Source organism: Gloeocapsopsis sp. IPPAS B-1203 (assembly GCF_002749975.1).
Classification (GTDB): Bacteria; Cyanobacteriota; Cyanobacteriia; order Cyanobacteriales; family Chroococcidiopsidaceae; genus Gloeocapsopsis.
This window is the reverse complement of record NZ_PEIG01000001.1, coordinates 675,934-699,992: the sequence shown is the minus strand read 5'-3', so window position 1 is coordinate 699,992 and position 24,059 is coordinate 675,934. Positions and strand designations below refer to the sequence as shown.

The window sequence follows — 24,059 nt, the reverse complement described above, 5'->3', positions numbered from 1 at the left end:
GTTCACAAAGGTGAACTTTGTTTGTATAGCTGCGAATGAATTCGCCAAGCTTCTCAAAATTGCCATGAAATTGTTCCTTGCACAGTAAATGGTGCGCCAGGATGGACTCGCAATCGATTGAACGCATTTTCAAAATAGTCTACGTTAAAGAGGTTTTTGAAATTCAGCGCTGCACGCAAACCATTTCTTTCGTAGAAAATAGCCGCATCGGTTGTTAAGTAGCTGGGGACTTCAAATGTGTTGTCAGTATCTCCGGCGCGATCGCCGACGAAAAACAGTCCCAAACCAAATCCTAAACCTTGCAACTCGCCTTGTTGAATTTCATAAGTTGTCCATAAACTCGCCGCATGAGGAGTTGTCCGTTGTATGCGGTTGCCAACTGGTATCACATTATCTTCCGTGACGCGGGCATCGTTATAAGCATAACTAGCAAACACATTCCATCCTGGTAAAATTTCACCAGCAAGACTCAGTTCGATTCCTTGACTACGCTGTTTCCCTGTTTGCACCGAGAAGCCTAAATTCTCAGGGTCATCGGTTAACACATTCGATTGCGTAATATCATACAAAGCAAGTGTCGTCAAAAGTCTGTCATTCACATCGGCTTTAACCCCGACTTCAAACTGAGTACCTCTAGTAGGTTCAAACTCACTATCGTCAAAAGCTCTACCAATCGCTGGCTCAAACGAACGGCTGTAGTTAGCATAAAGCGAAATTGGTGGAATGGGTTGATAAACAATTCCCACATGCGGACTAAAGGCACTTCCTGATTGACTTGTTTCGGTATCGGCAAGAAAGTCCTCGTTGGTTTGCTTGAAGATATCAAATCGACCGCTTAAAAGTAAGTTTAAGTTGTCTGCGATCGCTATCTGATCTTGCACTAAAATCCCAAGTTCATCTGTCACACTATTACTATCAGTTTCAAATGTAATCGCTTCAGGTGGTTGACCGTAGATAGGATTGAATAAATCAATTGACGCACCCGTTCTATTCGTAAAATTAATGCTGTTATCCAGCCTTCCTAGATCAATGCCGAAGAGTAGCTGATGTTGAATTGAACCCGTTGAAAACCTGCCAATAACATTAGTTGTAAGTCTATAATCACTATACTGATCGTCAAAATCATCCAAATAGCCTCTCAGCAGGGTACGATTATCGGGTAAAAGTGCAGTGCCGACATTAATTCCAGCACCATCGTAATCAAGATATCCATATCGAAATGCATTGCTTAACGACCAATTCTCAGTAAATTCATGCTCTAACCGATATCCAATTCTTGCAACTGTGACATCAAGATTGCCTTCGTTAGTGATACGGGTACGGGGTATGCTGCCATTTGGGTTAGGAAATATCGTCCCAATTGCTGGCAAGCCCAAGTTATAGTTGTCTTGGTATAGGTTCTTATAAATTCCTTCGATGGTCAGATTTGTATTCTCACCAAGCGCAAAGCTTACAACTGGTGCAATTACCAAATTTCTGGTTTCGCTCAAGTCAGTGAAAAACTCTTGATCTCTGTAAGATGCATTGAGTCGATACAAGGCTCTGCCAGAATCGTCTAATGGTCCAGATAGATCCACTTCACCACGGTAAAAGTTAAAACTACCCACAGTTGCTTCAACGAAGTAGTAGGGATCTCGCAGCGGCTGTTTCGTGACAAAATTAACTGTCCCGCCTGGCGAAGATGAGCCAAATAGAACGGAGTTTGGACCTTGGAGAACTTCAATTCTTTCAATTCCTGTCAGGTCAGGTCCAACGTTAGAAGCTAAGCCGTTAGTCTCTCTAATTCCATTCAGCGTGGGCTGACTAAAGAATCCCCGAACTTGTAGCCGCAACTCAGGAAAATTAGTAGGTGCAGAGTTGCGGACACTAGGTGAATTAAGAAGCGCACTACTAATATCGGCACGTTGATCGCGTAGCACTTCTTGCGGAATAATCTGAATCGATTGCGGAATATCCCCTAGCGGCGTGTCAGTTCGGGTTGCAGTGCTGGCGTTTGGCGCACGATACCCATCTTGTTCACCTGTCACCAAAATTTCAATTAATTCATCATCTTCTGCTAAAGGTGTCTCTGGTTGCTGCAGCTGTTGTGCGGAAGATGCAGCCGTGACAAACCCAAAAATTAAGCCCTCATCGCTATCAAATAACTCGACCGTCGGTAACGCTGTTTCACTCGTGACTGCTACTCGCACAGTGTTTGCATCAATGTTTGTAACTGTTATTTCAGTAATACCCTCAATTGGGTTTTCGGAACGAAACGTAAAAGCATCGTTATTAGGTAAACGCAATTGTGCATTTGGGATATCCGCAATGTAGTTATTACCACTACCGCGATTTATGACTTGCAGTTGTTCTCCTTGAGTCGTCTGTAAAATGACTTCCCCACCCTGAGGAGTACGATTAGCTTGAACTCCCGTAACTTGGACAATTTCTGATGTGGGTGCTGGAGACTGTACGAGTAATTCTGTACTCTGAGAAATCTGCTCAATCTGATTTAGCTGAGGATTATCTTTGTTACTCCACTCCAAAGCTTGTACAGGATAGACAAGCAGCAAGAACGACGCAATGATTCCACACTTGTAACTTAATATCCAAAATAGCCGCACTGTTCCCCACACTCCGCATGAAAGCATTGATAAAGCTAAAGAGAATACTTCTCAAGTAGCTTGTATGCAGAGTTTAGAGTTTTTGTCACAACTAAGTCTATCCTTGGAGGGCGAGTTATTGTCCCTAGAAGGCGAATAGCTAGAAGGAGGAAGTAAGAGGAGGATTTTTTATGGTTGGCTGGCAATGCTTGATACAATGCCCTCATGTTTGATAATGTTTGCAAGTTTCTCGCGGAAAATTTTGCCACCGACTTCGCCTCTTGGCTTTTAGGAGAAGCGATCGCACTTACTCAACTAAGCCCCAAAGAATTATCTCTCGAACCCATTCGTGCAGATGCCCTGATTCTGCTGCAATCAAACGAAGTCGTACTGCATGTTGAATTTCAAACTAAACCAGATGCAGGTATTCCCTTTCGCATGGCTGATTACCGCTTGCGCGTGTATCGACGTTTTCCGCAAAAACAAATGCGCCCAGTCGTCATTTATTTGGCACAAACCGCATCTGAACTGGTGTACCAAACAAGCTTTGTTATTGAAAACTTGCAGCATCAGTTTACGGTAATTCGCCTTTGGGAACAGCCTACAGAAATATTTCTGCAAACTCCAGGTTTACTTCCATTTGCGACGTTAAGTAATGCTAACGATAAAACCACAGCATTACAGCAAGTAGCGACTCAAATTGAGCAAATCAGCGATCGCAGAATGCAAAGTAATATCGCGGCATCAGCAGCGCTTTTAGCTGGGCTAGTATTAAAAGAAGATGTCATTCAACGTCTACTCAGGCAGGATATCATGCGCGAGTCAGTCATCTATCAGTCAATCATCGCCGAAGGTTTAGAGAAAGGGCGCGAACAAGGGCAGCAAGAAAAAGCACGGCAAATTGCGATTAATATGCTTAAAGAAGGAATGTCTGCTGAAGTTGTCGCCAAATTCACAGGTTTAGCAATTGAGGCGGTAGAACAGTTAGAAATTACTTAAGTTTTTTCCTTTTAAACAAGCGCTAGGATTAATACCAAATTTTCGCTTAAATGCACCTGCAAAGTGACCGAGATGTTCATAGCCTACAGCATTCGCTACTTCAGCTACACTCATTTTGCCTTCGTATAAAAGCAAGTGTGCTTGTTCCATACGAAATTGATATAAGTAGCCAAAAACTGTCTTACCCAAAACCTGACGAAAGCCTTGTTTAAGTTGATGGTGATTGAGACCAACTAGCTGCGCTAACTCTAATACTGAAGGTGGGTTGTCAAGACGATGTTCTAAAATCTCTTTTGCATAGTAAATCTTTTCAAGGACATCCTTTTTTATAGGATGATTCAATCTCCGTGTTGCTTCTCCTTCAATATCTTGTTGCAACCGCAAAGCAATTAACTCTAAAATTTTGCTTTCTAAGTAAATACGTTTAACCAAACCTTGAAAAGGACACTGCCAAATCTGCTGCACAGCGACTTGCATTTGTGTTGTAATTGTGCCGTTACGAAAGTAGTACTCTTGATTCGGTTTCCTAAAAAGGTGCTTCATTTGGAATGGGATAGCATCGTCCTCAATACCCATGAAGTTATTGAACACTTCTGGTGCTATATGCACTTTGACAGCTTTGTTAGGCTCACAAGCAAAACTCTTATGAAACAATTGTGGTATCAATCCACTGCCGGATATGATGCTGTCACCAGCACAATTCAAGCCATAGCGCTGACAATGTATACCGCCTGAGAGTTGGAAATAAAAGCCCAAAGGATGCTGCAACTCTGGATAACTAACAACCACATCGCTATGTACTTGGTAATCTTCAATTGTGAGGTAAAATCCATTGCGTAGCTCAATGTTTAAGATACTGCCTTTACCCAAGCTTTGAGGATATTCAGATAGCGCCTCTGAGTAATTATTGTCTGCATCCGTGCATTCTTTTACTAAAGTAGCTTTCTCGATAAACTCCTCGAAGGCAATTGTAATGGTCATACTACTTAGTTAGGCTACTTGGCGACTGGTTTACAGGATTGGGTGCTGCTGACACCTGAATTTGAGTTGAACTTAATAATAATTGTTCGCAATAAAATTAGCAACTTCAACTGCGTCCATAGTTAAGGAGGCACTGCTTAGTTATGTGTATGAGTGAAAACTGTAGTAAATGGGTTTTTGTAACAGTTAGTTACGATTGCGATCGCCCAAGGCAGATACATCACTAAATATCCAATAATCAGAAGAAAACTATCATAAATAAAGAGTAATTCAGGTATTTAATGCGATGAACCTGAAACGTAAAGTTAAATTCAATTCAGTTAAACCTTTGGGTTGCTTGGCATTAGGCTGTGTAACAGTGGTTAGCATATCTCCAATAGTACTAGCCCAAACGCAAGTTATAAGTAATAAGTCTCGTACAACACTTCCTCATCAGCAATTTCAACTAGCGCAGATGGGAGAAAACAGAGACGAAGAACGTACTCGATTCATTCAAGCAGCTGATGCTTTATACAGCCAGGATAAATTTATCGAAGCTGAAGAACTTTTACGCAAGTTAATTAAAAGATATCCAAAGTACGCTGTAGCACATTACAAGTTAGGAAACGTCCTGTTTCGTCAAGAAAAAGCCGAAGAAGCGATCGCAGCTTATCAACAAGCAATTGAACATAATTCGCGCTATGCCCTAGCTTATAATGCGATCGGTATGGTTCGGGCACGTCAGGGTAGATGGCAAGAAGCGATAACCGAGTATCAAAAAGCACTAGAAATTAATCCTGAGTATGGTGAAGCTTTAACACATTTAGGACAAGCACTTTGGCAACAAGGGAGACGCGATGAAGCTTTAGTATCTTTAGAAAAAGCTTTAAGTATCTTCAAATCTCAAAATCGCCTCGATCAAACTTATCGCCTAGAACAGTTATTAAGGGAATTAAAATCAGATGATGACCCTTCAGTAGCATACAGTAGATTATTCTCAGGTTAGATGCTGGTAACTCCAGAAGACGTGTACTCTGTAGGAATTCAATAAAATAACAGCAGTTGTGTTTATATTTATACCAATAACTTAAGCGATCGCACTTTTAGATTGCTTACAGGGTATATGCCTATAGAGAGATTCTTTGCATGGTAGATGCACAAACGACAAACCAGAAGTTTCTCGGTGCAGGTAGATCTGGACAAGTCTTCCTAATTGAGAATCAAGACGAAAGTATTGCTAGAAAAATATTTGCAGGTGACAAGTTAACTAAGTTAGTTCACTATATCTTTTTAGGAGCACCTAACCCTTATATTTGGAATGAAGATATCATTCAATGTGCTTACTACCGTAGAAAGATTTTAGGTGATTTAGTGCAGTATTGGTTTGGTTCACAACTGCATGTTGCTGATGCGATCGCAACTGATTGGAATCAAGAACATCAAGCTTATCAAATCGATACTGAATTTGTTGATGGTAGAGGCGTTTCACTATGTCAGCCGTTTACTCGACTGCGAAAACGAGAATTACCTGATTTAGTCCATCAAGTTATGCTACCTCTGCAAAATAAATTAATTGAAGCAGGGTTCGATGGTTTAGTTTGGCAAGCAGGAAAGGGAAACCCAGTTGCGTTGAATAACTTCTTACTAACAGAAGTAGAACATAATGATTCAAATGGCAAATTTAATTATTACTATGCTTGGATTGATCTCGAATCAGGTGTTCCTGCACTTGCACCTTTAAATATTTTAAAGCTTTTTTCATATTATATCCCCATGTCAATTAAGCATGGACAACCTTTATTTGATGATGTTGATGTCGAAACTTTAAAAAGATACCTAAAAAAACATAATACAGAAATAATAGAAAAGTTAGGTCAAGATAAAAAGGATGCGATCGCAACAAATGTTCAATCTTTAGATCAATATCAAAGCAGATGGAAATCTCTCAAGCGAGTTGAGCGGAGTATTCAGTATCAACTCAAGAAAGGTAAAATTAACTCACAACAAGCCGAATGGTATTCTGATCATATTCTTCAATGGTACTCACGAGAATTAATCAGAGCTTGGCAGAAAATCTTACGCTTGCTTATCAAGCTGCCTGTTAAAATAATCAATAGGCTAAAAAAAGTTAAGTACCGAACTTTCTTCGCACGAGTTTGGAAAATCCTAGCTTCACAACGTTATCGCTTACAGTTTACAAAAGATTTAATAGGCGATCGCATTAAAGCATGGGAAGATCGAACTCAACTAATTTCAGAAGAAGCTAATTTTTTGCGATCGCGTTTAGATCAAGAACATGGTAGTGGTTATTTAGTTGACTTTAGTATTCATGTTGCATTGAAGATAATTATTCAATCGCTTGAATTTCTTGTTTTTCCCTTGCTTTATGCTATCGGCGTAATCGACGAAATAAGCTTCGGATTTTTATTTGTAGCTGATGGACCAATATTTAGATCAGTTTATACAGGTTACAAATGTATTCAAGCCTTAACGACAGGTAAAGAAATACCCTGGATTGCTTTTCTAGTCGGGTTAATTCCTTTTGTTGGTACTGTTGCTTATCCTTGTCAACTTGTCTATTCAACAGCAGGTAAACGTGGAAAAATAGCACAATTTATTGTGTATGATACTTTTACGCAACTCGGTGAAAAAATTCCTATATGGGGTGGAGAAGATACATTAACCGAGCATTTCTTTAATCAAACTGCGTACAAATTAATTCGATTTCTGAATAATTATGTAGGTGTTTCGCGCCAGAAAGTAGTCTAGTAAGTGAGTTATAAACCAACAAAAACTAAATACTGTCAATCAATCAAAAAAGTAAGAAGTAATCACAATTGTATACTCACATCTTCATAAATTGCTGCGATAGGACAGTGAAAATTAACGCTGGCTAAATGTATTTCTTGTCCTTGTTCATAAGGGTAAAGTTCCCAACGCCCTTTTTCGTTACGACGAAAACACTCTACATTCATCGTGTCTTGAGAAATTAACACATATTCTTGAAGTGACTCTAAATGGCGGTAGTCATTAAATTTTTTACCTCGGTCAAATGCCTCAGTACTTTCAGAAAGTACTTCTACAATTAAGCAAGGGTATGACTTAAAATAGTCAGTTTCTTTGTCTCGGAGATCGCAAGTTACCATAACATCAGGATAGTAGTAGCGATTGATAGCTTCGATCTGTGCTTTCATCTCTGCCATGTAGACACGACACCCACCACCTCGGAGATGGTTGCGTAACAAAACAAAGAGGTTTCCTGTTACAGTGACATGAGCATCACTTGCCCCTGCCATTGCATAAACTTGTCCATCAATATATTCGTGTTTGATTTGGCTGGTTTTCTCTGCTTCTAGATATTCTTCCGGTGAAAGATAGTATTCATTAGTAATCATAAGTTCCTTACTCAATGATTCTCTATCTCAATCTAATTCTCAAGGTGGGCAAAAAGCCCACCCTAAAACTATTGAATCACGCCAGAATGACCAGAGATATCTCCCATCGCTTCAAACCTTCCACCGAGGTACTTTGCTAAAAACTCCTCCGCTACAGCATAGAAGTGCAAGCGGTTTTCAGGACGCGCAAAGCCGTGTCCTTCATCGGTATACAGTGCATATTCTACAGGCTTACCTGCTTTTTTGACAGCTTCTACAATTTGATCGCTTTCAGCTTGTTTAACGCGCGGATCGTTCGCGCCTTGGGCAATGAGTAACGGTTTTTCGATGCGGTCAGCGTAAAATAAAGGCGATCGCGACTTTAAAAACTCTTGTTCTGTTTCTAAATTACCAATACGATGCGCTTCCATTGCTCTTAATGGTTCCCAATATGGAGGAATACTCTCCATCATCGTAATCAAGTTACTAGGACCAACAATATCCACACCCGCAGCAAATACATCAGGAGTAAACGTTAACCCAACTAAAGTTGCATAACCACCATAAGAACCACCCATGATGGCAATCTTTTGTGGATGGGAAATTCCTTGTTCGACTAACCAATTTACCGCATCAATCAAGTCATCGTGCATTTTTGCACCCCATTCGCGATTACCCGCGTTGAGGAAATTTTTACCATAACCTGTCGAACCACGGAAATTGACTTGCAACACTGCATAGCCGCGATTTGCCAGCCATTGCACTTCAGGATCGTAACCCCAAGTATCCCGCGCCCAAGGTCCACCGTGAACTAATAGTACTGTTGGTAAGTTCTTTGCTTCAATTCCGACAGGTGTTGTTAAGTAGCCATAAATTGTTAACCCATCACGTGCAGTATAAGAAACAGGCTGCATCGATGCTAGTTGCAATCCTTCAAGTTTCGGTTGGTTGCTGAAGAGTAAAGTGCTATTTTTTGACTCGCGATCGTAAGTGTAGTAATAAACAGGACCATCATCAGTGAGGTAAGACACTAACCAAGTTTTATCTGCTAAGTCGCGGCTACCAATTCCAAATTCTCCATGATGTACCTGCGAGATTGCTGCAAAATCCGGCGCAATACTTTGATCGAGAATTTGCCACTCTTCTTTATCTTTATAAAAAGAAACAGCTTGAATTCGCCGCGAAAGCGGTTGCACAAGCACGCCATCAACGTCATACTGAGGATCTTCGGCAATGACCGTTTCTTCACGAGTCGCTAAATTTAAAGCAATGAGTCGCTGAGTGTTTGCTTCGTGACTAGCAATGATATAGAGTGTTTGACCATCATTAGAGAAAAGTGCGGGATAACCTTCATCATTTGGTCCCCAGTGGCGTAATAACTGCCATTCCTGATCTAAGGTTTCTCTATACAAAAGATCTGAACCACCATCTGGGGTAGTTGCGATCGCTGCTTTAATTTTAAACTGTGCATCCGCCAACCAGCCGACAATATTCCCTGGATTTTCGGTATCAAATTCGACTGCACCATTTTTCAAGTTAACTCGATAGACATCATGCTTGCGCAGATCTTCTAAGTTTAACCCTACAAGTATTTCATTGGGAAAGTGCGGATCAAGTCCTACTGGTTGCGCTTGAATTCCTTGAAACGGCGTTAAATCGCGGACAATCTGAGTTTTAATATTTACTGAATACAAATGCCAATTTTCATCACCATCAGTATCTTGAAGATAAATTAACTGTTCGCCTTCATACGTCCAAAAATAGACACGGATACCGCGCTTTTTATCGTCGGTAAGTTTGCGATCGTCTTCTTGTCCTACTGTACGCAACCATACTTGTAAAACGTTCTTCTCATCAGGTGCAATATATGCTAAATATTTCCCATCAGGAGATAACTGTGGGCGGGCGCGTTCAGGATTGCCAAAAAGAATTTCACGCGGAATCAGCGGTGGTAGCTTGGATAATTGAGCTTCTGTTACAGTTTGCATTGTTAATTTAGAAATACGGCATCAAACTATTTAAGTAAGGATCTGGTAACGGGTAACAGGTAATGGGTAAATGTTGATAGAACGTCTTGGCGACGACCAATTACCGATTACCAATGACCAATTACCAGCCTTTACGCTACATTTATTTTTACCTACTTACATCAGTCAGTTTATTTACAGCAAGAGGGAATTATGGAAGCTTTAGTAAAACAAAAGTGTACTGCGTGTCATAAAGATGCACCCCGCGTTACAGAAGCAGAAATTGCCGAACTCAAACCACAAATTTCCGACTGGAATATTGTAGAGGTAGACGGGGAAGCGCGTTTAGAACGTACTTACAAGTTTCCCAATTTTCAAGCTGCACTCGATTTTACTAACCGCGTTGGCGCAGCAGCAGAAGACGAAGGACATCACCCTGCATTACTGACAGAGTGGGGCAAAGTCAAAGTTAGTTGGTGGACTCATGCAATCTCTGGATTGCACCGCAATGATTTCATTATGGCAGCAAAAACAGACAAAATTGCTACTGGTTCATCGCATAATTAGTTCAGATTGACCTCAGAATACAAGTTTAGTGATACACCAAAAACTTGTCACTCTGCCCACACAGGTGGGCTTATTTGGTGTAAGTACAAATTTTGTCCACGTCGTCATTATTTGATCAATGAGGATTGATTACGAATTAATCTAAGGGCGATGTTAACTAGCAATGATACCGATAGGCTCACTATTGAGCTAGAGATGATACTATATTACTGTATGAAATAAATTGAATATAAACTTAATTGCATAAAGTAAGCTATATTGAATTAATTTTCTTAAGAAATTAGAGGCGATGTAGAGAAAGCTTTTATGGCTCAGGATATCATTCAGCACGCAAATAATTAGATTGCTGTTTAATTTCGTTATTTTCTGCTGACACTTAAGCAGGAGGGAAAAAACCGTGGCTACCTTAGTTATTTTGTTAGCTACTTTTGCCTTTGCTATTTTAGTTAGATTTGTCTTCTTCCACAAACAGTCAATTGGCTATCGCCTTTGTGGCAGAACTGCTTTAGCTGCCATGTTTCTGTTTACTGGAATCAGCCACTTCTTACTCGACGATGGTATGGTGCAAATGCTACCTGAGTTTATTCCTCTGCGGTATTTCATCATCCACGTAACAGGAATTATTGAATTACTTTTTGCAGTTGGCTTACTGATCCCTCAGTACTCTCGACTGACAGGAATATTGGTGATAGCGTTTTTAATCTGCGTCTTTCCATCTAATATTTATGCTGCCTTAAATTCAGTGAATTTTGGTGGTAATGTCAATGGACCGATTTACTTGCTATTTCGCGTACCTCTGCAAGTCTTTTTGATTGGGTGGACTTGGATTGTGGCAGTGCAGCAATCCAGTAAAGGCATTGCTTGACGCGATTAAAATCTTGCTCAACCACACTGAGTCCTGTTTTTACAAAACAGGAGATGACGTGTCGCTTTGCAGGGTAAAAAAAATTGGGCTTCGTCTATATTTTCTTCTAGCAGCTTTACACTCTGTAATTTTTTCTAAACTGAGAAGGGACTATGTTAACTAAACAATATGGTACTGCGACCTAACCAAAGACAAAAATTAGACGGTTCCGACGATCAACAGTTTTATGCTTATCCTCGCTTTGTGACTCATGTTGACGATGGCTTTATTCAACAGCTGACAGATTTGTATCGCCTCCGCCTCAAGCCCAATACCCGTATTTTTGACATGATGAGTAGTTGGGTTTCGCATCTACCTAAAGAGATAGAATTTTCTCATGTTGAAGGACACGGACTCAATGAAGAGGAATTGGCACGAAATCCGCAATTGAATCATTATTTTGTGCAAAACCTCAACGAAAATCCTAAGTTTCCACTCAAAGACCAAGATTTTGATGCGGTACTCAATACTGTATCGGTGCAGTACCTACAATATCCCGAAGCCGTGTTTTCTGAAATTCATCGTATTCTTAAACCTGGTGGAGTTGCGATCGTTAGCTTTTCCAACCGAATGTTTTTTCAAAAAGCAATTGAAGCATGGCGCGAAAGTTCAGAAGCGAGCCGAGTTGAGTTAGTTAAACACTACTTTGAGTCAGTACCTGGATTTACGCCTCCCGAAGTGATTGTACGTCAATCCAAAGCATCAATCTTGCAATGGTTAGGTGCGGGTGGAGGAGATCCCTTTTATGCTGTAATTGCTTACCGTGAAGAAGCAAAAATAGGGGGATTGGCGGGAAAATAAGATAACAAGTTTACCTTAACTAATCACTAGCTACTAGTTACTCTTTCACTCGCTCCGGACTTCGTCCCGCTGCGCTAACGCTCCTCACTCCTCACCCCTCATTACTAATCTCAAGGAGACATGAATGTTTTTTCCAAATGCACGTAGGGTTTTGGCGGCTTTTTTACTCTCAATGTTATTGTTTGTGACAGCTTGTCAGACTCAAGCCCCCTCGCGTTTCGACGAAGTGCAAGCAATTAGTAGCCAACAAAAAAGTGGTCAAGCGGTTGCTAAAGATGCAACTCAAGGTGGTAGTTTCAATCAGTTTTTTCCTGCGGCTAGTCGCGGTTATGAACGAGTTTACACGCAGGAGAAAAAAGGTTTTGCTGAAGCTAAGTTGAAAAAAGACGGTAAGGATTTAGCATTAATGGCGATTTCTGATACGCGCAGCCTTCCAACTGCTGCGGCAAAATTTAAAAATGCGACAAAGCAAATTGCAGGCTATCCCGCATTGGAGATTGGGAATACACAAACAGCAGTGCTAGTTGCCGATCGCTATCAAGTGAAAGTGTTATCGCGCGATGCGTCGTTTACTGCCGGCGATCGCGAAGCTTTGTTAAAACAATTCGATTACCAAGGTCTTGCAAAATTGCAGTGATTGTATCCCAGACTGAGATAAATTTTGAATACAGGAGCTTGACGTGAGTAAACCAATCCAAAAGTTGGTTGATAATCTACCAACTAATAATTTAACTGTCTCGATGCTGCGATCGCTCGATTTTGTGATTCCTGGTCAGTGGCAAAATGTGACAGGATTTGAAAGCACAATTCGTGTTGTTACAGGAGAAACTGACGAATCTCTAATTCAACAAATTGGCGAACGCGCGATTTATCTCTACAACGATCGCTCGCAAGGCTATCAACGCGCCATGTGGTTGTATCAAACAGTTGATAGTACCGATGTTGCCCTAGGTTCAGCCGCATTGGCAAATAAAATCGGCGAACGTGTTCCGCTGCTAGGTTTCTTGAATCGCCTGACTCCCAAAGCCGACAAAGCACAAACCATCGATTTAAGTCTCAAATTAGTCGCGGAATTAGTTGCATTTTGCTACATTAACGGTATTCCTGGAGATAGTATTGGTGATTTTGTTGCCTCTTTAGCCGACTACAGTGGAGAATCATTAATGCGGATGGTTGCTTTAGTTTGTGTTGATGGTTTGATTCCCTTAGGACCAGATTTCATCCTCAAAGCACAATCAGTTCTCAATGACACAAATCCTAAAGAGTTAGAAAAAAACGCAACTTTTCAACGTATAAGTGATGCAATTCCAGGCGTAACTTCTCTAAATAAACTACTTTTCATTGGAGAAAGCTTTGACTCAGTTAAAGGTTGGATGAGTGGGCTTGTTTCTTCACGAAATCTCACACCACAAAAAGTCGTTAGTAATCTCCAACAAGCGATTGAAGTTGCTGACGATAAACTTGATTACCTTGCAGCATTTATTGATGTAGCAACAAACTACTACGAACACACAGGTACACAAACATTGGCACGTCGCTTAATTGAACGCGCTGTAGCCGAAATTTAAAATTGTAGGTAAGCCTAATTAGTTAAGTATACCTGTTGAGATTGGGTAATAGGTAAAGGGTCATGGGTGATAGAGTTGTTGTACCAATTACCAGTTACCAATTACCAATCTTATTCATCTAAATTCTTCTACTTGTATTTGTGATAAACCTGTTAATCTAGCTACTTGTTCTACTGTCATGCCTTCTTGTAATAGATTCCGAACTGTCTGTTGCAATAAGGACTGTGCTTGTTCAGCGCGTTGACGTTCTTGTTCAGCGCGTTGATATTCTTGTTCAGCGCGTTGACGTTCTTGTTCTTCAAAAGTTGGTAAGAATTCTCCGTCTAAAGTTGCCCAGCGTAACCAAGTTGCTTCCACACCCTCATAAGTACCTTGCCAGCGTTGCAGTGCTAAACTGAGAGAGTGACTAACTAATTGATTTTGAGCATTGGGCATTATGGGTTGATAAACTCCGTGCTGTAAGTAGAATCCTGCCCAGTCATCAGAATTAAATGGATCAAACCAAAAATATTCGGGTACGCGTAGTTGATTTTGATAAATTAACTTCTTTTCATTTTTATCTGCTTGTGCAGTACTGTCAGAAAGTAATTCAATAACAACATCTGGTGCTTTTCCTTCTTCCCACACTACCCAACTTTTGCGTTCTTTTTTAGGGACTCCTAACACTGCAAAAAAGTCTGGTCCTCTAAAGTCTTGATTGCGTACTTGCGCCAAACTAAAGTAGACAAACATATTGCCACTTGCGTATCCATCCGATCGCTTGTCAAGCCAAGGCAATAAGCTATTGATGAGTAAATTCATTTGCACTTTATGCCGTTGGGTTTCCATCGGAATACCGTCGTTGCAAGGCAATTCGTCTTGAGTGGGGGGCAATGCCACACCTAATTCTTGAAGGGTAATTTCTGACATGGCTGTTTCAGAGGTATCTACCCAGTATTGGTACTTATATACTACTGGAAAATGAGCAAAGTTTTTTGCTCAATCATCCCGCATTTAGCGATCGCCTAATACAACGGATCATTTGGTGGGATGAGTCATGCACTCAACTGCAACAATATGATCCGCGTGACTTGTTAACCGTCTATTTGAACTAAAATCCTTTCGGCTTCTTGACAAAGTTGAGTGTGACAATGACCATTACTTGCCATTAAACCACCCCACTGATTAATATCTCCAGTGTTGTATTGCAAAGGACTACCATCAAAGTGCGTAAACTGTCCGCCAGCTTCGGTTAAAATTAATTCTGGTGCAGCCATATCCCAATCTTTCGGTGCAGATTTACCAGAAAGCGAAATATAGACATCTGCTTCTTGTTCAATAATTGTGGCAATTTTGCAGCCTACACTACCGACAAATTTTTGTTTCTTGCAAGGAAGGTGTTCTAACAGTTGATTGAAGCGTTGATCGCGGTGTGTACGGCTAACAACTAAGGTTAAATCTTCCGCTTGGTTGCGATCTGAAACTTTAATCGGCGTAACTCCACCATTACGAGTTTCAGCAAAGCTACCACCACCAAGCATTGCATAGTATAGTTTTTCTAACTCTGGGCACGCAACAATGGCAAGCACGGGACGCTGATCTTTGACTAAAGCAATGTGAATTGCATATTCGCCAGTTTTATCAATAAAATCTCGCGTTCCATCTAATGGATCGATAATCCAAACCCAAGGTTTATTAAAATACTCAGGGGATTGCGACTTATAAGTTTCTTCACTCATGTAAGCAAAATCGTCATCTCCCAAATTGCTCTTGAGTTTATCTAAGATATAGTGGTTTACTGCAAGATCTGCTGAGGTCACAGGACCATCTTTTTTCTCTTTAATTTCCAGATTACCTTCGTTAATGTCAGCTTGGTAATAAGAGCGTAACAAATACGATGCTCCCCAACCTACGGAACGCGCGACCGCTAAAATTTCCTCTAGCTCCTTCATTATGCCACCAGCGTCGATGAACCCCTAGATTTTAGCCCATTGCCTTCGTTTCGTTGGATATCTCAATCAATTAATTGGCTAAGCTAAGAGTTCCTGCACACTAATACTAAAACCTGTCAACACAACTTGAGTACTAACGACTTCATCGGCTGTAAGCCACAAGTGCTGATTTTGAGTCAGAATAAATATCCACCTTGCATCAGGAAATACTAACCATACCTCTGCACAACCTGATTCTAGATATTCTCTAGCTTTGGCAAATAACTCTTCCGCAAAATCTGTCGGAGATGCAATTTCAGCAATTAAGGGAAAACTTTGCGGAAAAGTCGCAGGTTGACCAAATTGAGCGAATAATTCAGGAGTAATATAAGCTACATCGGGACGGCGTACTTGTTTAGTAGTGCGACACGGTGCTTCCGTACAAGGTTCTCCACCTTGTCCATTAAAAGCATGATTTCCCCAAAAGCGACTGAGTCTACCTTGAATCACACCGTGTTTAACTGTCATTCCTATCTTTTCTACTACCTGCCCATCTACCCATTCTGCATCATCTACAGGATGAGTTATGAAGTCTTCTAATGAATTAATTGGAACACTGACTTCTGAGGATGTATCAGTAATATCTTTAGTAGGATACTGTGTAGCAAGTGTCATAGTTAAGCTGCCTATTAAGGTGCTGCTTACCATGATTATGACTTAAACACATTGATTATTTATCAGCTTGGCAAATAAATTTACTGCTAGATCAATAAAATCCACCTTTGTGGACTACTTCAGTCGAAAGGTATCTTTATTGTTGCATCCAGCGTCGTGTACCAAAAAATTCGCAAGAAGAAGCAGCAACACGCGCAGCAGCAGCTAAGGCTTCAGGAAAGTTAGCTTGCAGAATGTAATGACAAAAAGCACCGTGGAAAATATCACCAGCCCCTAAAGTATCAACAGCTTTTACTTTAGGAACTTCTATACTATCTTGCTGACCGTCTATTTGGTATTGAATTGGGTTTTCTCCCTGAGTGATGGCAATGTAAGGAATACCAATATCAGTAAGATAAGCAAATACTTCTGTTGTATTGTTGCAGCCTGGGGGATAGAAATTTGCCGAACACACGGCATAATCGACAAAGGGTAAGACTTTCTCAAATCCAGGTTTCCAACTTCCACCATCGATGACAACAGGGATATGTTTCTCTTTAGCTTGTTGAGCGATCGCACTTCCAACTAACATCTGATGTCCATCAACTAAGACAATATCTACTCCTTGTAAAATATCTGCAGGAAGGCGATCGCCAGTAACTTGAGTTTTTACCGCGTTAATCGAAACAACTGCCCGTTCTCCGGTCGCTTCTGTAACAATAATTGAGGATACTGGCGGTGGTTCTAGTTTGGTAGGATTTAAGTCTTGAACTATAACTTGATAAGTCTCTAAATCTGCCACAATCAAATTTTGTAGTGGATGCGAACCGACTTCACCAAGTAGTTTTGCTCGATCCCAATAACTAAATGTAATTGCAGCATTTGTCGCAGGACCACCAGCAGCTACAGTATAGTCAGTTGCAACTATTTTTTGATTACTATGGGGAACACATTTTGCTAAGTAGATGAAATCTATAGTAACTAAACCAATAAATAGTCCTAGTTTGGTTTTCTGACTCATTTTTGAACCACATAGGCGTAGACTTCCGTAGGATAGGTTGGGAAGTCTACACAAAAGATTAAGCTTTGTGTCTGTAGTTTAGTAGGGAGATTGAGCCGTTAGTGGAATCGGATTATTTACGATATATTGCTGAGGAACTACAGACGCCTCATTAGGACTCGCCAAAGCTTGGCACAAAAACGCTGCTACTTCTGCTCGTGTTGCTTGCTTGTTAGGATGTAGAAACCTAATATCTGGGTAATTAACTACAATACTTCTTTCTGTTGCTGCTGCTATTTTGTTCTGGGCGTACTGAGGAATTTTATTAGCATCAGCAAAATTTGTTTTTAATGTTGATGTAACATTTCTACTAGGAACATAGTTTAATCCACTTGCTAAAGCAACTAAGACTTGAGAGCGAGTAATTCTTTGGTTTGGTTTAAATACTCTTCCTGGATAGCCAGATAAAAAGTTTCTTTGATACGCTTCTGCAACATGATTATGTGCCCAGTCATATACATGAACATCTCTAAATTCTACTCGCCTACGTGTTCGAGGAATTTGAGGAAAAGCTTTGCCTACTATTGCTGCAAATTCTGCACGATTGATATACATCATCGGGCGAAAGCTACCATCTGGATAACCGTTAATAATTCCTTGATTGGCTAACTTTACGATACAAGAATTTGCCCAATTTCCCTGGAGATCGTAAAACAATGGATACTGGTTAGGATACTGAGCTGCGGCAGGTTTTTGTAATGATAGTGTGAATACGCTAGTTATTACTCCTAGCCCAACTAATAAGTTAGGAAAAGAGCGACCTTTAAAATTCAACATTGAATACTTTTACCCCTGAAATATATAATTGTTGATTAATATATAAATAAGAGAGTTCCTTCTATTTGGATATTTTTTTATAAACAGTTAATATAGTTCAGCACGTTATATAAATTTAAATCTATCAACATCCAATGAGCTTAAATGTTATCATGCATATTTAACTTAATAAGATCAACTTTAGATAAAATCTCTATTAATTTACCCAAATTTTATATAAAAAGTCAATTATATCAAGAGATGATTAATTAAAGTAAAAGTAATACAATGACCGTGAGCTTATGATTAATGATTATGATTCTGCTAGCGAGATTTTACTGAATAAATATACTTGGACTACTATTATAGTTTGATAAAATAGGTAGATTCACTATATACAAACAAGTCAGATTACTCTAGCGGTATTATCCTTAACCCCAACAATACGATGCAGGCGGCAGAAACCGGAACACTTTATCTGGTAGGAACACCTATTGGTAATCTAGAAGATATGACCTTCCGTGCAGTACGGATCTTGCAATCAGTGGACTTAATTGCAGCAGAAGATACAAGACACACAGGAAAGTTGCTACAACATTTTCAAATTGCGACACCGCAGTTAAGTTACCACGAACACAATCGTAACAGTCGCATTCCTGAATTAGTGCAGAAATTGAGTGAAGGAAAAGCGATCGCCCTAGTGACAGATGCGGGAATGCCTGGAATTTCCGATCCTGGCTACGAACTTGTTAAAGCATGTATTGCAGCAAGTATCCCCGTTGTACCAATTCCTGGTGCGAGTGCAGTCGTTACTGCGTTGTGTGCGGCAGGATTACCGACAGATCGCTTTGTTTTTGAAGGTTTTTTACCTGCGAAAGGAAAAGAACGCCAACAGCGCCAAGAAGCTTTAGAAATAGAATCTCGGACAATGATTTTTTATGAATCGCCGCATCGATTGCGACAAACGCTGCAAGACTTCGCCAACGTGTTTGGACAAGATCGGCAAATCGTCTTAGCCCGCGAGTTAACTAAACTGCATGAAGAATTTTGGCGCGGTAACATTGCGGATGCGATCGCACACTACAACCAACGCGAACCACAAGGGGAATATACGCTTGTTGTTGCTGGAGTATTACCAAGTCAAATCCATTTAACCAAAGCAGAAATTAAAGCAGAGTTACAAAAAATCATGGCGCAAGGAATCTCGCGATCGCAAGCGAGTCGTCAGTTAGCGAAAGAAATATCGCTTTCGCGCAGTCAAATTTACCAAATAGCTTTAGCGCTACCCAATTTATCTTCTTCAACAGATTGCAGCGATTAAGATTTATCTTGTTTAACGCCAGAAAATTCGCAAACAGGACTAAATGGGCAATAACGGCAGTGATTGCCAGGATTTGGTGGAAAAATCTTGCTAAAGTTATGTGGATTTTGTTGATAATGGTGCATATCTTGCTGATGTTGGATTGCCACTTGAGCTAACTGATCTTCTACAGCGTCAAGTTGACTAGAAGTCACACTAATTAGCTCAGACTTTTTACACCGCTCCAAGTTGTAGAATGAAGCAACGGCTTGATAGTCAGGATACAGATAGCGGGCTGCAAGTAAATAGACAAGTGCCTGTCGCTCGTCAAAAGCCGATCTGCCAGTTTTAAAATCGAGAATGTGCAAAATTTTATCAGTTTCTACAAATACACAATCCATCGTGGCGTACAGCCGAAATTGATAGTTTTTTTGGTGAATGACAATTGGTTGAGGAAATCCTTCATCACCACTTGTAAGTTGAATAATGTGTTTTCCTAGCAAAACAGGACGATGATGGTAGTTTTTCAGAATTTGAATAACGCGCTGCTGAATCTCAATACTTGATTTACTTAACTTCAGCAGTTGGGCAACTTGTTCCACACCATCAGGCTGAGTTAACCATTGACGATGATGATGAAATTCGTAAACGCCCTTTTGCGCAAGTAAACCAATTCGTTGTGGTGGACTAACTTTAGCTGATAGTGATTTGATTAACGGTTCTTTTTGCCGCGCTTTAATAAACCCTCGTTTCATTTGACAATGCCATCTTTCTTGCCCTGTAGCTGGGGCAAACAAAGACCAAAGGTGGTAGCTGGCAAAGGGTCGCCCAGAGTTTAGCATTGTCTGGCGGTTCAGTAGGGGAAGCGACAAAAGTTACTGTGACACGTGAGAAACAATAAGCTTCTTGTACTATTAATGATGAACGACAGGGAGTGGCAAAAAATGAGCGCTAGTAACAATTCCAGCAAGATTAAGTTTGGTACCGATGGATGGAGAGGTATTATTGCTGATGACTTTACCTTCCCCAACGTGCGGAAAGTAACGCGGGCGATCGCAAGTTACCTTGAAACCGCTTACAACAAGAACCAACCAGTTCTTATTGCCTACGATACTCGCTTTCTCGCTGACGAGTTTGCCCAAACTGCTGCCGAGGTATTAGCAGCAGACGGTTGGAGTGTGAAAATTACTGATCGGGATTGTCCCACCCCAGTAATTGCTTACAACGCCCGTCACTTAAAAAGTGCTGGTGCATTGATGTTCACTGCCAGTCATAATCCGGCACCCTACTGTGGGATTAAGTATATTCCTGATTACGCTGGTCCTGCCACTCCTGAGATTACTGATACTATTGTGGCAAATATCTCCGGTGCAGACGATGCACCTGTCAGTGGAAATTGGAAAGATAAAATCTCTACTTTCGATCCCAAACCCGAATATCTTAAGTTTCTTTACACGCTACTCGATGTTGAGAAGATTCGTAACGCTAAGTTAAAAGTCAAATACGACGCGCTTTACTCTACCTCACGCGGTTACTTAGACATGGTGTTAGAACACTGCGGTTGTGAGTTAGAAACTTTTCATGCACAGCGCGATGTCTTATTTGGCGGTGGAATGCCCGAACCTAAAGGCGAACAACTCATTGAGTTAGTTGAAGCTGTAAAAAAAGATCAAGCCGACTTGGGCTTAGCTACAGATGGTGATAGCGATCGCTTTGGAGTTGTCGATGAACAAGGAAATGTTCTCACACCAAATACTGTTTTACTCTTGCTTGCCCGTCACTTGGTCAAAAATCGCGGTAAATCAGGCGCGATCGTGCGGACAGTTGCCACAACGCATTTACTCGATAACTTAGCAGCTAGCTATGGCTTGGAAATTTATGAAACTCCTGTAGGTTTCAAGTATATTGGGGAGAAAATGCGCGAAACTACAGTGTTAATTGGTGGTGAAGAATCTGGTGGTTTAAGTGTGATTGGGCATATTCCTGAAAAAGACGGAATTTTAGCCGATATGTTAGTTGCAGAAGCGATCGCCTATGAGGGTAAACCGTTAAGTCAGTTGGTCGAAGAAGCCATTTCTGAAGCTAATGGACCATTATCTAATCAGCGCTTAGACTTACATCTCAACGACGCGCACAAAGCTGCTGTCATCGATTCGTTTACAAACAATCCACCCTGTGATGTTGCCGGAATTCAAGTCAAAGAAGTTGGTCGTAAAGATGGTGTTAAGCTTTACCTCGAAGAAGGTAGCTGGATTCTATTACGTCCATCCGGTACTGAACCGCTAATGCGCGTTTACATTGAAGCAACTTCGGCTGAGAAACTCAATCAAATTGCAACTCAAATGGAACAAACCATCAATCAACTAGAACCTGCTGTAGTTTAAGAGATATAGCAAGAACGATAGACTAGAAACAGGCTGCTAATAGCTAATTGCTTCTATGAGAGTTCTTGCTAATTTGCTAACAATTGTAATTCTTGCTGGCTGGGTAGTGGCGATCGCAATCATTTCCGTACAAAACGCTACCCCAGTTTCTTTGCGATTTTTGACATTTCAATCAATTCAACTTCCCGCAGGGTTGGTACTAGCTTTTAGTGCTACTTTAGGTATGCTTGCTATGGCATTGACCCAACCTTTATGGCTAGCTAGTTCATCGAGAAGAAATAGCCTCGAATCAGATGATGAATTCTTTGTAGATGAGTGAACAGGTGCAAAAGGGTAGGCGGGTAGTTAGGTAGTAGGGTTATTGAGTATTAAAGAGCAATAATCATCAAATCGCTCCCACACCTCCTACACTCCCACACTCCCACTCTTCTACTCCCCTTGATAGTGTTTGACGTACCGCTGTTCAGGATCGATTCCTTCAAAAGTTGGTGGAATCCAAACTCGTACAATCAACAATCCAGCTAAAACGAGTAAAAAGGCACACGCTGCTAGCATTTGATTCCAAGGAACTTCTAAGACTCCGCGCACAATCACTTCACGCAATACTGAGACAATCGATACTTCTACCGCAACACCAATCGACACGCGCTGTTCTTGTAAATAAATAATCAGCAGGCGAAACAACTCCACCATAATCAGCAAAAACAAAATATCTGCGGTGACTTCGTGAAAGTTGAGTGGTGGCAACATTAAGTAAAATATGCCTCTAAGCTGAATCATCATCACGCAGAATAAACCAATGCACAGCGAGACGACAATCAAGTCTTGAATTGTCTCTAAGCTACGCACAAGCAGATTGCGATTCAACACTTCGTACCAATTTAACGGGGTCTTTAATGGTTGCTGCATCTAAGCTTCCTCCTGCGTGTAGTGTTGATGAGAGATTATGCTTAGATTAACTTATAGTTTAATGATTTTGTATTTAAATTATTTATCTAAAAAATCAGAAACCGCTGCCTGTTGAACAATATCAATGGATTCACTTAGTGCAAAGTTAAGGTAACGAGTGAACGGTACTTTGCCTTCTGCAGTTCAATATGTTTGTAACGACTCTCTGGCTGATGTTGGTGAAAGAAGATTAAAAACTACATTTCAAACCAGATCGTAGTGTTTCACTTTAACTTAATGTGTGTCGTTCACTGTGCCATTGTTACAACTAATAGTATTGCAATACAATCATATTGGCATCAAGTCGTTATTAATAATTCACCTGTATAAAAATCACTGTTTGCGGTTAAAATCGTGATAAGTTATGAAAAATACTCATCTTTTATGCGATCGCCAGCAATGAGTCGAAGTAAAAGTTTTTTTCGCATAAATGTAACTAAATTTTATTATGTCGAACTACATTAATGAATACGCCCAAAAAAACAATCTTACGGTTGAACAAATTAGACATTTATACGAAGTTGAAAAAGATTTAGCAACAAAATTGCGTCATGCAACTAAAGAAGAACGTCAGCATCTTTATACTCGCGTATACGATGAGTTATTTCAGAAAGTTCCTTTTCATCCGCAGTTAATCAATAAAGCAGATCCTGAAGACAATTTACAGTGGAGCCATAGTCGGATACGATTAATCCGAGATTTTTTACATCCTGATGCAACGTTTCTAGAAGTTGGTTCTGGCGATTGTTGTCTGGCGTCAGAAGTTGCAAAAATCACTCGTCAAGTTTACGCCGTTGATGTTTCTAATGAGATTACAAAAGATATTGATTTTCCTCCAAACTTAGAACTTGTCATTTCTGATGGTGTGAGTATTCCGGTGGAGGCGGGAAGTGTGAATGTTATTTACAGCGATCAACTTATGGAACATCTGCATCCAGAAGATGCAATTGAACAACTACAAAATATCTATAACGCCTTAGCACCTGGTGGAGTCTACATTTGCCACACTCCTAATCGGTTATCAGGTCCGCATGATATTTCGGGCTGTTATGATGAAATTGCGACAGGCTTTCATCTTCAAGAATATTTAATTACTGATCTATACGCATTGTTTAAAAAGGTTGGTTTTTCGCAAATCAGCTACTACAAGAGTACCGAAAATTTTCAGATCAAAATTCCTCTAACATCAATTACGAAAAATATATTTCAATTAAGTGAAAATATAATGTTACAGTTCCCGTATTCTTTAAGAAGAAAAATAGCAAAGTCATCAATAATTTTTAGAGGAATCTCATTAGTTGGTATTAAACTAGCATGATAAGTGT

The 24,059-nt window shown here is 40.4% G+C and carries 23 protein-coding genes; 12 read left to right on the top strand and 11 right to left on the bottom strand.

Annotated features, from left to right (window positions below):
* Positions 1-53: 53 nt before the first annotated feature.
* On the bottom strand, positions 54-2,630 hold the full coding sequence (locus tag CSQ79_RS03125; RefSeq protein WP_099699715.1) for a TonB-dependent siderophore receptor: 2,577 nt from the start codon (positions 2,628-2,630) through the stop codon (positions 54-56).
* A gap of 177 nt (positions 2,631-2,807) precedes the next feature.
* On the opposite strand from CSQ79_RS03125, the gene CSQ79_RS03120 reads away from it, so the two are divergent.
* Complete coding sequence (locus CSQ79_RS03120) at positions 2,808-3,581, top strand: Rpn family recombination-promoting nuclease/putative transposase (RefSeq protein ID WP_099699714.1); 774 nt, start codon at positions 2,808-2,810, stop codon at positions 3,579-3,581.
* On the opposite strand, the gene CSQ79_RS03115 is transcribed toward CSQ79_RS03120, so the two are convergent.
* Complete coding sequence (locus CSQ79_RS03115; protein ID WP_289500381.1) at positions 3,567-4,562, bottom strand: helix-turn-helix transcriptional regulator; 996 nt, start codon at positions 4,560-4,562, stop codon at positions 3,567-3,569. The genes CSQ79_RS03120 and CSQ79_RS03115 overlap by 15 nt on opposite strands.
* 286 nt (positions 4,563-4,848) lie before the next feature.
* Between CSQ79_RS03115 and CSQ79_RS03110 the strand changes: the two genes are divergently transcribed.
* Positions 4,849-5,547, top strand: coding sequence for a tetratricopeptide repeat protein (locus CSQ79_RS03110; protein WP_099699713.1), 699 nt, complete (start codon positions 4,849-4,851; stop codon positions 5,545-5,547).
* A 140-nt stretch (positions 5,548-5,687) separates the two neighbouring features.
* The gene (locus tag CSQ79_RS03105) at positions 5,688-7,310 is read left to right on the top strand and encodes a hypothetical protein (protein ID WP_099699712.1); all 1,623 of its coding nucleotides are present in this window, start codon (positions 5,688-5,690) and stop codon (positions 7,308-7,310) included.
* Between the two features lie 62 nt (positions 7,311-7,372).
* Here CSQ79_RS03105 and CSQ79_RS03100 read toward each other — a convergent pair whose 3' ends face one another.
* Together CSQ79_RS03100 and CSQ79_RS03095 are read right to left on the bottom strand one after the other, a co-directional pair.
* Positions 7,373-7,936, bottom strand: a complete 564-nt coding sequence (locus CSQ79_RS03100) for a Uma2 family endonuclease (RefSeq protein ID WP_099699711.1) — start codon at positions 7,934-7,936, stop codon at positions 7,373-7,375.
* Positions 7,937-8,004: 68 nt separating this feature from the next.
* Complete coding sequence (locus tag CSQ79_RS03095) at positions 8,005-9,903, bottom strand: S9 family peptidase (protein WP_099699710.1); 1,899 nt, start codon at positions 9,901-9,903, stop codon at positions 8,005-8,007.
* Between the two features lie 192 nt (positions 9,904-10,095).
* On the opposite strand from CSQ79_RS03095, the gene CSQ79_RS03090 reads away from it, so the two are divergent.
* From CSQ79_RS03090 to CSQ79_RS03070, 5 genes are all read left to right on the top strand, one after another.
* The gene (locus CSQ79_RS03090) at positions 10,096-10,449 is read left to right on the top strand and encodes a 4a-hydroxytetrahydrobiopterin dehydratase (protein WP_099699709.1); all 354 of its coding nucleotides are present in this window, start codon (positions 10,096-10,098) and stop codon (positions 10,447-10,449) included.
* A gap of 397 nt (positions 10,450-10,846) precedes the next feature.
* Complete coding sequence (locus tag CSQ79_RS27015) at positions 10,847-11,314, top strand: DoxX family protein (protein WP_143755415.1); 468 nt, start codon at positions 10,847-10,849, stop codon at positions 11,312-11,314.
* Positions 11,315-11,482: 168 nt separating this feature from the next.
* The gene (locus tag CSQ79_RS03080; protein WP_099699708.1) at positions 11,483-12,154 is read left to right on the top strand and encodes a class I SAM-dependent methyltransferase; all 672 of its coding nucleotides are present in this window, start codon (positions 11,483-11,485) and stop codon (positions 12,152-12,154) included.
* Positions 12,155-12,278: 124 nt separating this feature from the next.
* Positions 12,279-12,791, top strand: coding sequence for a hypothetical protein (locus CSQ79_RS03075; protein WP_099699707.1), 513 nt, complete (start codon positions 12,279-12,281; stop codon positions 12,789-12,791).
* 43 nt (positions 12,792-12,834) lie between these two features.
* Positions 12,835-13,722, top strand: a complete 888-nt coding sequence (locus CSQ79_RS03070; RefSeq protein WP_099699706.1) for a hypothetical protein — start codon at positions 12,835-12,837, stop codon at positions 13,720-13,722.
* A 114-nt stretch (positions 13,723-13,836) separates the two neighbouring features.
* Here the strand turns inward: CSQ79_RS03070 and CSQ79_RS03065 are convergent, their stop codons facing one another.
* The 5 genes from CSQ79_RS03065 to CSQ79_RS03045 form a co-directional block, all read right to left on the bottom strand.
* Complete coding sequence (locus CSQ79_RS03065; RefSeq protein ID WP_099699705.1) at positions 13,837-14,631, bottom strand: Uma2 family endonuclease; 795 nt, start codon at positions 14,629-14,631, stop codon at positions 13,837-13,839.
* Positions 14,632-14,795: 164 nt separating this feature from the next.
* A complete protein-coding gene (locus CSQ79_RS03060) occupies positions 14,796-15,653 on the bottom strand; it encodes a 3'(2'),5'-bisphosphate nucleotidase CysQ family protein (RefSeq protein ID WP_099699704.1) in 858 nt (285 codons plus the stop codon).
* 78 nt (positions 15,654-15,731) lie between these two features.
* The gene (locus CSQ79_RS03055) at positions 15,732-16,307 is read right to left on the bottom strand and encodes a Uma2 family endonuclease (RefSeq protein WP_099699703.1); all 576 of its coding nucleotides are present in this window, start codon (positions 16,305-16,307) and stop codon (positions 15,732-15,734) included.
* Between the two features lie 136 nt (positions 16,308-16,443).
* On the bottom strand, positions 16,444-17,307 hold the full coding sequence (locus CSQ79_RS03050) for a sugar kinase (RefSeq protein WP_099699702.1): 864 nt from the start codon (positions 17,305-17,307) through the stop codon (positions 16,444-16,446).
* 78 nt (positions 17,308-17,385) lie between these two features.
* On the bottom strand, positions 17,386-18,123 hold the full coding sequence (locus CSQ79_RS03045) for an S-layer homology domain-containing protein (RefSeq protein WP_099699701.1): 738 nt from the start codon (positions 18,121-18,123) through the stop codon (positions 17,386-17,388).
* A 427-nt stretch (positions 18,124-18,550) separates the two neighbouring features.
* Between CSQ79_RS03045 and rsmI the strand changes: the two genes are divergently transcribed.
* On the top strand, positions 18,551-19,423 hold the full coding sequence (gene rsmI, locus CSQ79_RS03040; RefSeq protein WP_099699700.1) for a 16S rRNA (cytidine(1402)-2'-O)-methyltransferase: 873 nt from the start codon (positions 18,551-18,553) through the stop codon (positions 19,421-19,423).
* On the opposite strand, the gene CSQ79_RS03035 is transcribed toward rsmI, so the two are convergent.
* Positions 19,420-20,244 carry a PD-(D/E)XK nuclease family protein gene (locus CSQ79_RS03035; RefSeq protein WP_099699699.1) on the bottom strand — a complete coding sequence of 275 codons (825 nt, stop codon included), beginning with the start codon at positions 20,242-20,244 and terminating at the stop codon, positions 19,420-19,422. The genes rsmI and CSQ79_RS03035 overlap by 4 nt on opposite strands.
* A gap of 102 nt (positions 20,245-20,346) precedes the next feature.
* Between CSQ79_RS03035 and CSQ79_RS03030 the strand changes: the two genes are divergently transcribed.
* Positions 20,347-21,786: a phosphoglucomutase/phosphomannomutase family protein gene (locus CSQ79_RS03030; RefSeq protein ID WP_099699698.1), complete on the top strand. Its 1,440-nt coding sequence runs from the start codon at positions 20,347-20,349 to the stop codon at positions 21,784-21,786.
* Between the two features lie 55 nt (positions 21,787-21,841).
* A complete protein-coding gene (locus CSQ79_RS03025; protein WP_099699697.1) occupies positions 21,842-22,105 on the top strand; it encodes a LapA family protein in 264 nt (87 codons plus the stop codon).
* A gap of 110 nt (positions 22,106-22,215) precedes the next feature.
* Here the strand turns inward: CSQ79_RS03025 and CSQ79_RS03020 are convergent, their stop codons facing one another.
* Positions 22,216-22,695 (bottom strand): phosphate-starvation-inducible PsiE family protein, encoded by a 480-nt coding sequence (locus CSQ79_RS03020; RefSeq protein ID WP_099699696.1) that lies wholly within the window; start codon positions 22,693-22,695, stop codon positions 22,216-22,218.
* Positions 22,696-23,182: 487 nt separating this feature from the next.
* On the opposite strand from CSQ79_RS03020, the gene CSQ79_RS03015 reads away from it, so the two are divergent.
* A complete protein-coding gene (locus CSQ79_RS03015; protein ID WP_099699695.1) occupies positions 23,183-24,052 on the top strand; it encodes a class I SAM-dependent methyltransferase in 870 nt (289 codons plus the stop codon).
* The last annotated feature ends 7 nt before the right edge of the window (positions 24,053-24,059 follow it).

Excerpts from the sequence above, each read along its gene's own strand:
- CSQ79_RS03110 (WP_099699713.1), top strand. The coding sequence starts at position 4,849 with ATGAACCTGAAACGTAAAGTTAAATTCAATTCAGTTAAACCTTTGGGT.
- CSQ79_RS03125 (WP_099699715.1), bottom strand. The coding sequence starts at position 2,630 with ATGCTTTCATGCGGAGTGTGGGGAACAGTGCGGCTATTTTGGATATTA.
- CSQ79_RS03020 (WP_099699696.1), bottom strand. The coding sequence starts at position 22,695 with ATGCAGCAACCATTAAAGACCCCGTTAAATTGGTACGAAGTGTTGAAT.
- CSQ79_RS03055 (WP_099699703.1), bottom strand. The coding sequence starts at position 16,307 with ATGACACTTGCTACACAGTATCCTACTAAAGATATTACTGATACATCC.
- CSQ79_RS03105 (WP_099699712.1), top strand. The coding sequence starts at position 5,688 with ATGGTAGATGCACAAACGACAAACCAGAAGTTTCTCGGTGCAGGTAGA.
- CSQ79_RS03060 (WP_099699704.1), bottom strand. The coding sequence starts at position 15,653 with ATGAAGGAGCTAGAGGAAATTTTAGCGGTCGCGCGTTCCGTAGGTTGG.
- CSQ79_RS03075 (WP_099699707.1), top strand. The coding sequence starts at position 12,279 with ATGTTTTTTCCAAATGCACGTAGGGTTTTGGCGGCTTTTTTACTCTCA.
- CSQ79_RS03090 (WP_099699709.1), top strand. The coding sequence starts at position 10,096 with ATGGAAGCTTTAGTAAAACAAAAGTGTACTGCGTGTCATAAAGATGCA.
- CSQ79_RS03015 (WP_099699695.1), top strand. The coding sequence starts at position 23,183 with ATGTCGAACTACATTAATGAATACGCCCAAAAAAACAATCTTACGGTT.
- CSQ79_RS03100 (WP_099699711.1), bottom strand. The coding sequence starts at position 7,936 with ATGATTACTAATGAATACTATCTTTCACCGGAAGAATATCTAGAAGCA.
- CSQ79_RS03025 (WP_099699697.1), top strand. The coding sequence starts at position 21,842 with ATGAGAGTTCTTGCTAATTTGCTAACAATTGTAATTCTTGCTGGCTGG.
- CSQ79_RS03030 (WP_099699698.1), top strand. The coding sequence starts at position 20,347 with ATGAGCGCTAGTAACAATTCCAGCAAGATTAAGTTTGGTACCGATGGA.
- CSQ79_RS03050 (WP_099699702.1), bottom strand. The coding sequence starts at position 17,307 with ATGAGTCAGAAAACCAAACTAGGACTATTTATTGGTTTAGTTACTATA.
- rsmI (WP_099699700.1), top strand. The coding sequence starts at position 18,551 with ATGCAGGCGGCAGAAACCGGAACACTTTATCTGGTAGGAACACCTATT.
- CSQ79_RS03095 (WP_099699710.1), bottom strand. The coding sequence starts at position 9,903 with ATGCAAACTGTAACAGAAGCTCAATTATCCAAGCTACCACCGCTGATT.
- CSQ79_RS03035 (WP_099699699.1), bottom strand. The coding sequence starts at position 20,244 with ATGCTAAACTCTGGGCGACCCTTTGCCAGCTACCACCTTTGGTCTTTG.
- CSQ79_RS03045 (WP_099699701.1), bottom strand. The coding sequence starts at position 18,123 with ATGTTGAATTTTAAAGGTCGCTCTTTTCCTAACTTATTAGTTGGGCTA.
- CSQ79_RS03065 (WP_099699705.1), bottom strand. The coding sequence starts at position 14,631 with ATGTCAGAAATTACCCTTCAAGAATTAGGTGTGGCATTGCCCCCCACT.
- CSQ79_RS03115 (WP_289500381.1), bottom strand. The coding sequence starts at position 4,562 with ATGACCATTACAATTGCCTTCGAGGAGTTTATCGAGAAAGCTACTTTA.
- CSQ79_RS03120 (WP_099699714.1), top strand. The coding sequence starts at position 2,808 with ATGTTTGATAATGTTTGCAAGTTTCTCGCGGAAAATTTTGCCACCGAC.
- CSQ79_RS03080 (WP_099699708.1), top strand. The coding sequence starts at position 11,483 with ATGGTACTGCGACCTAACCAAAGACAAAAATTAGACGGTTCCGACGAT.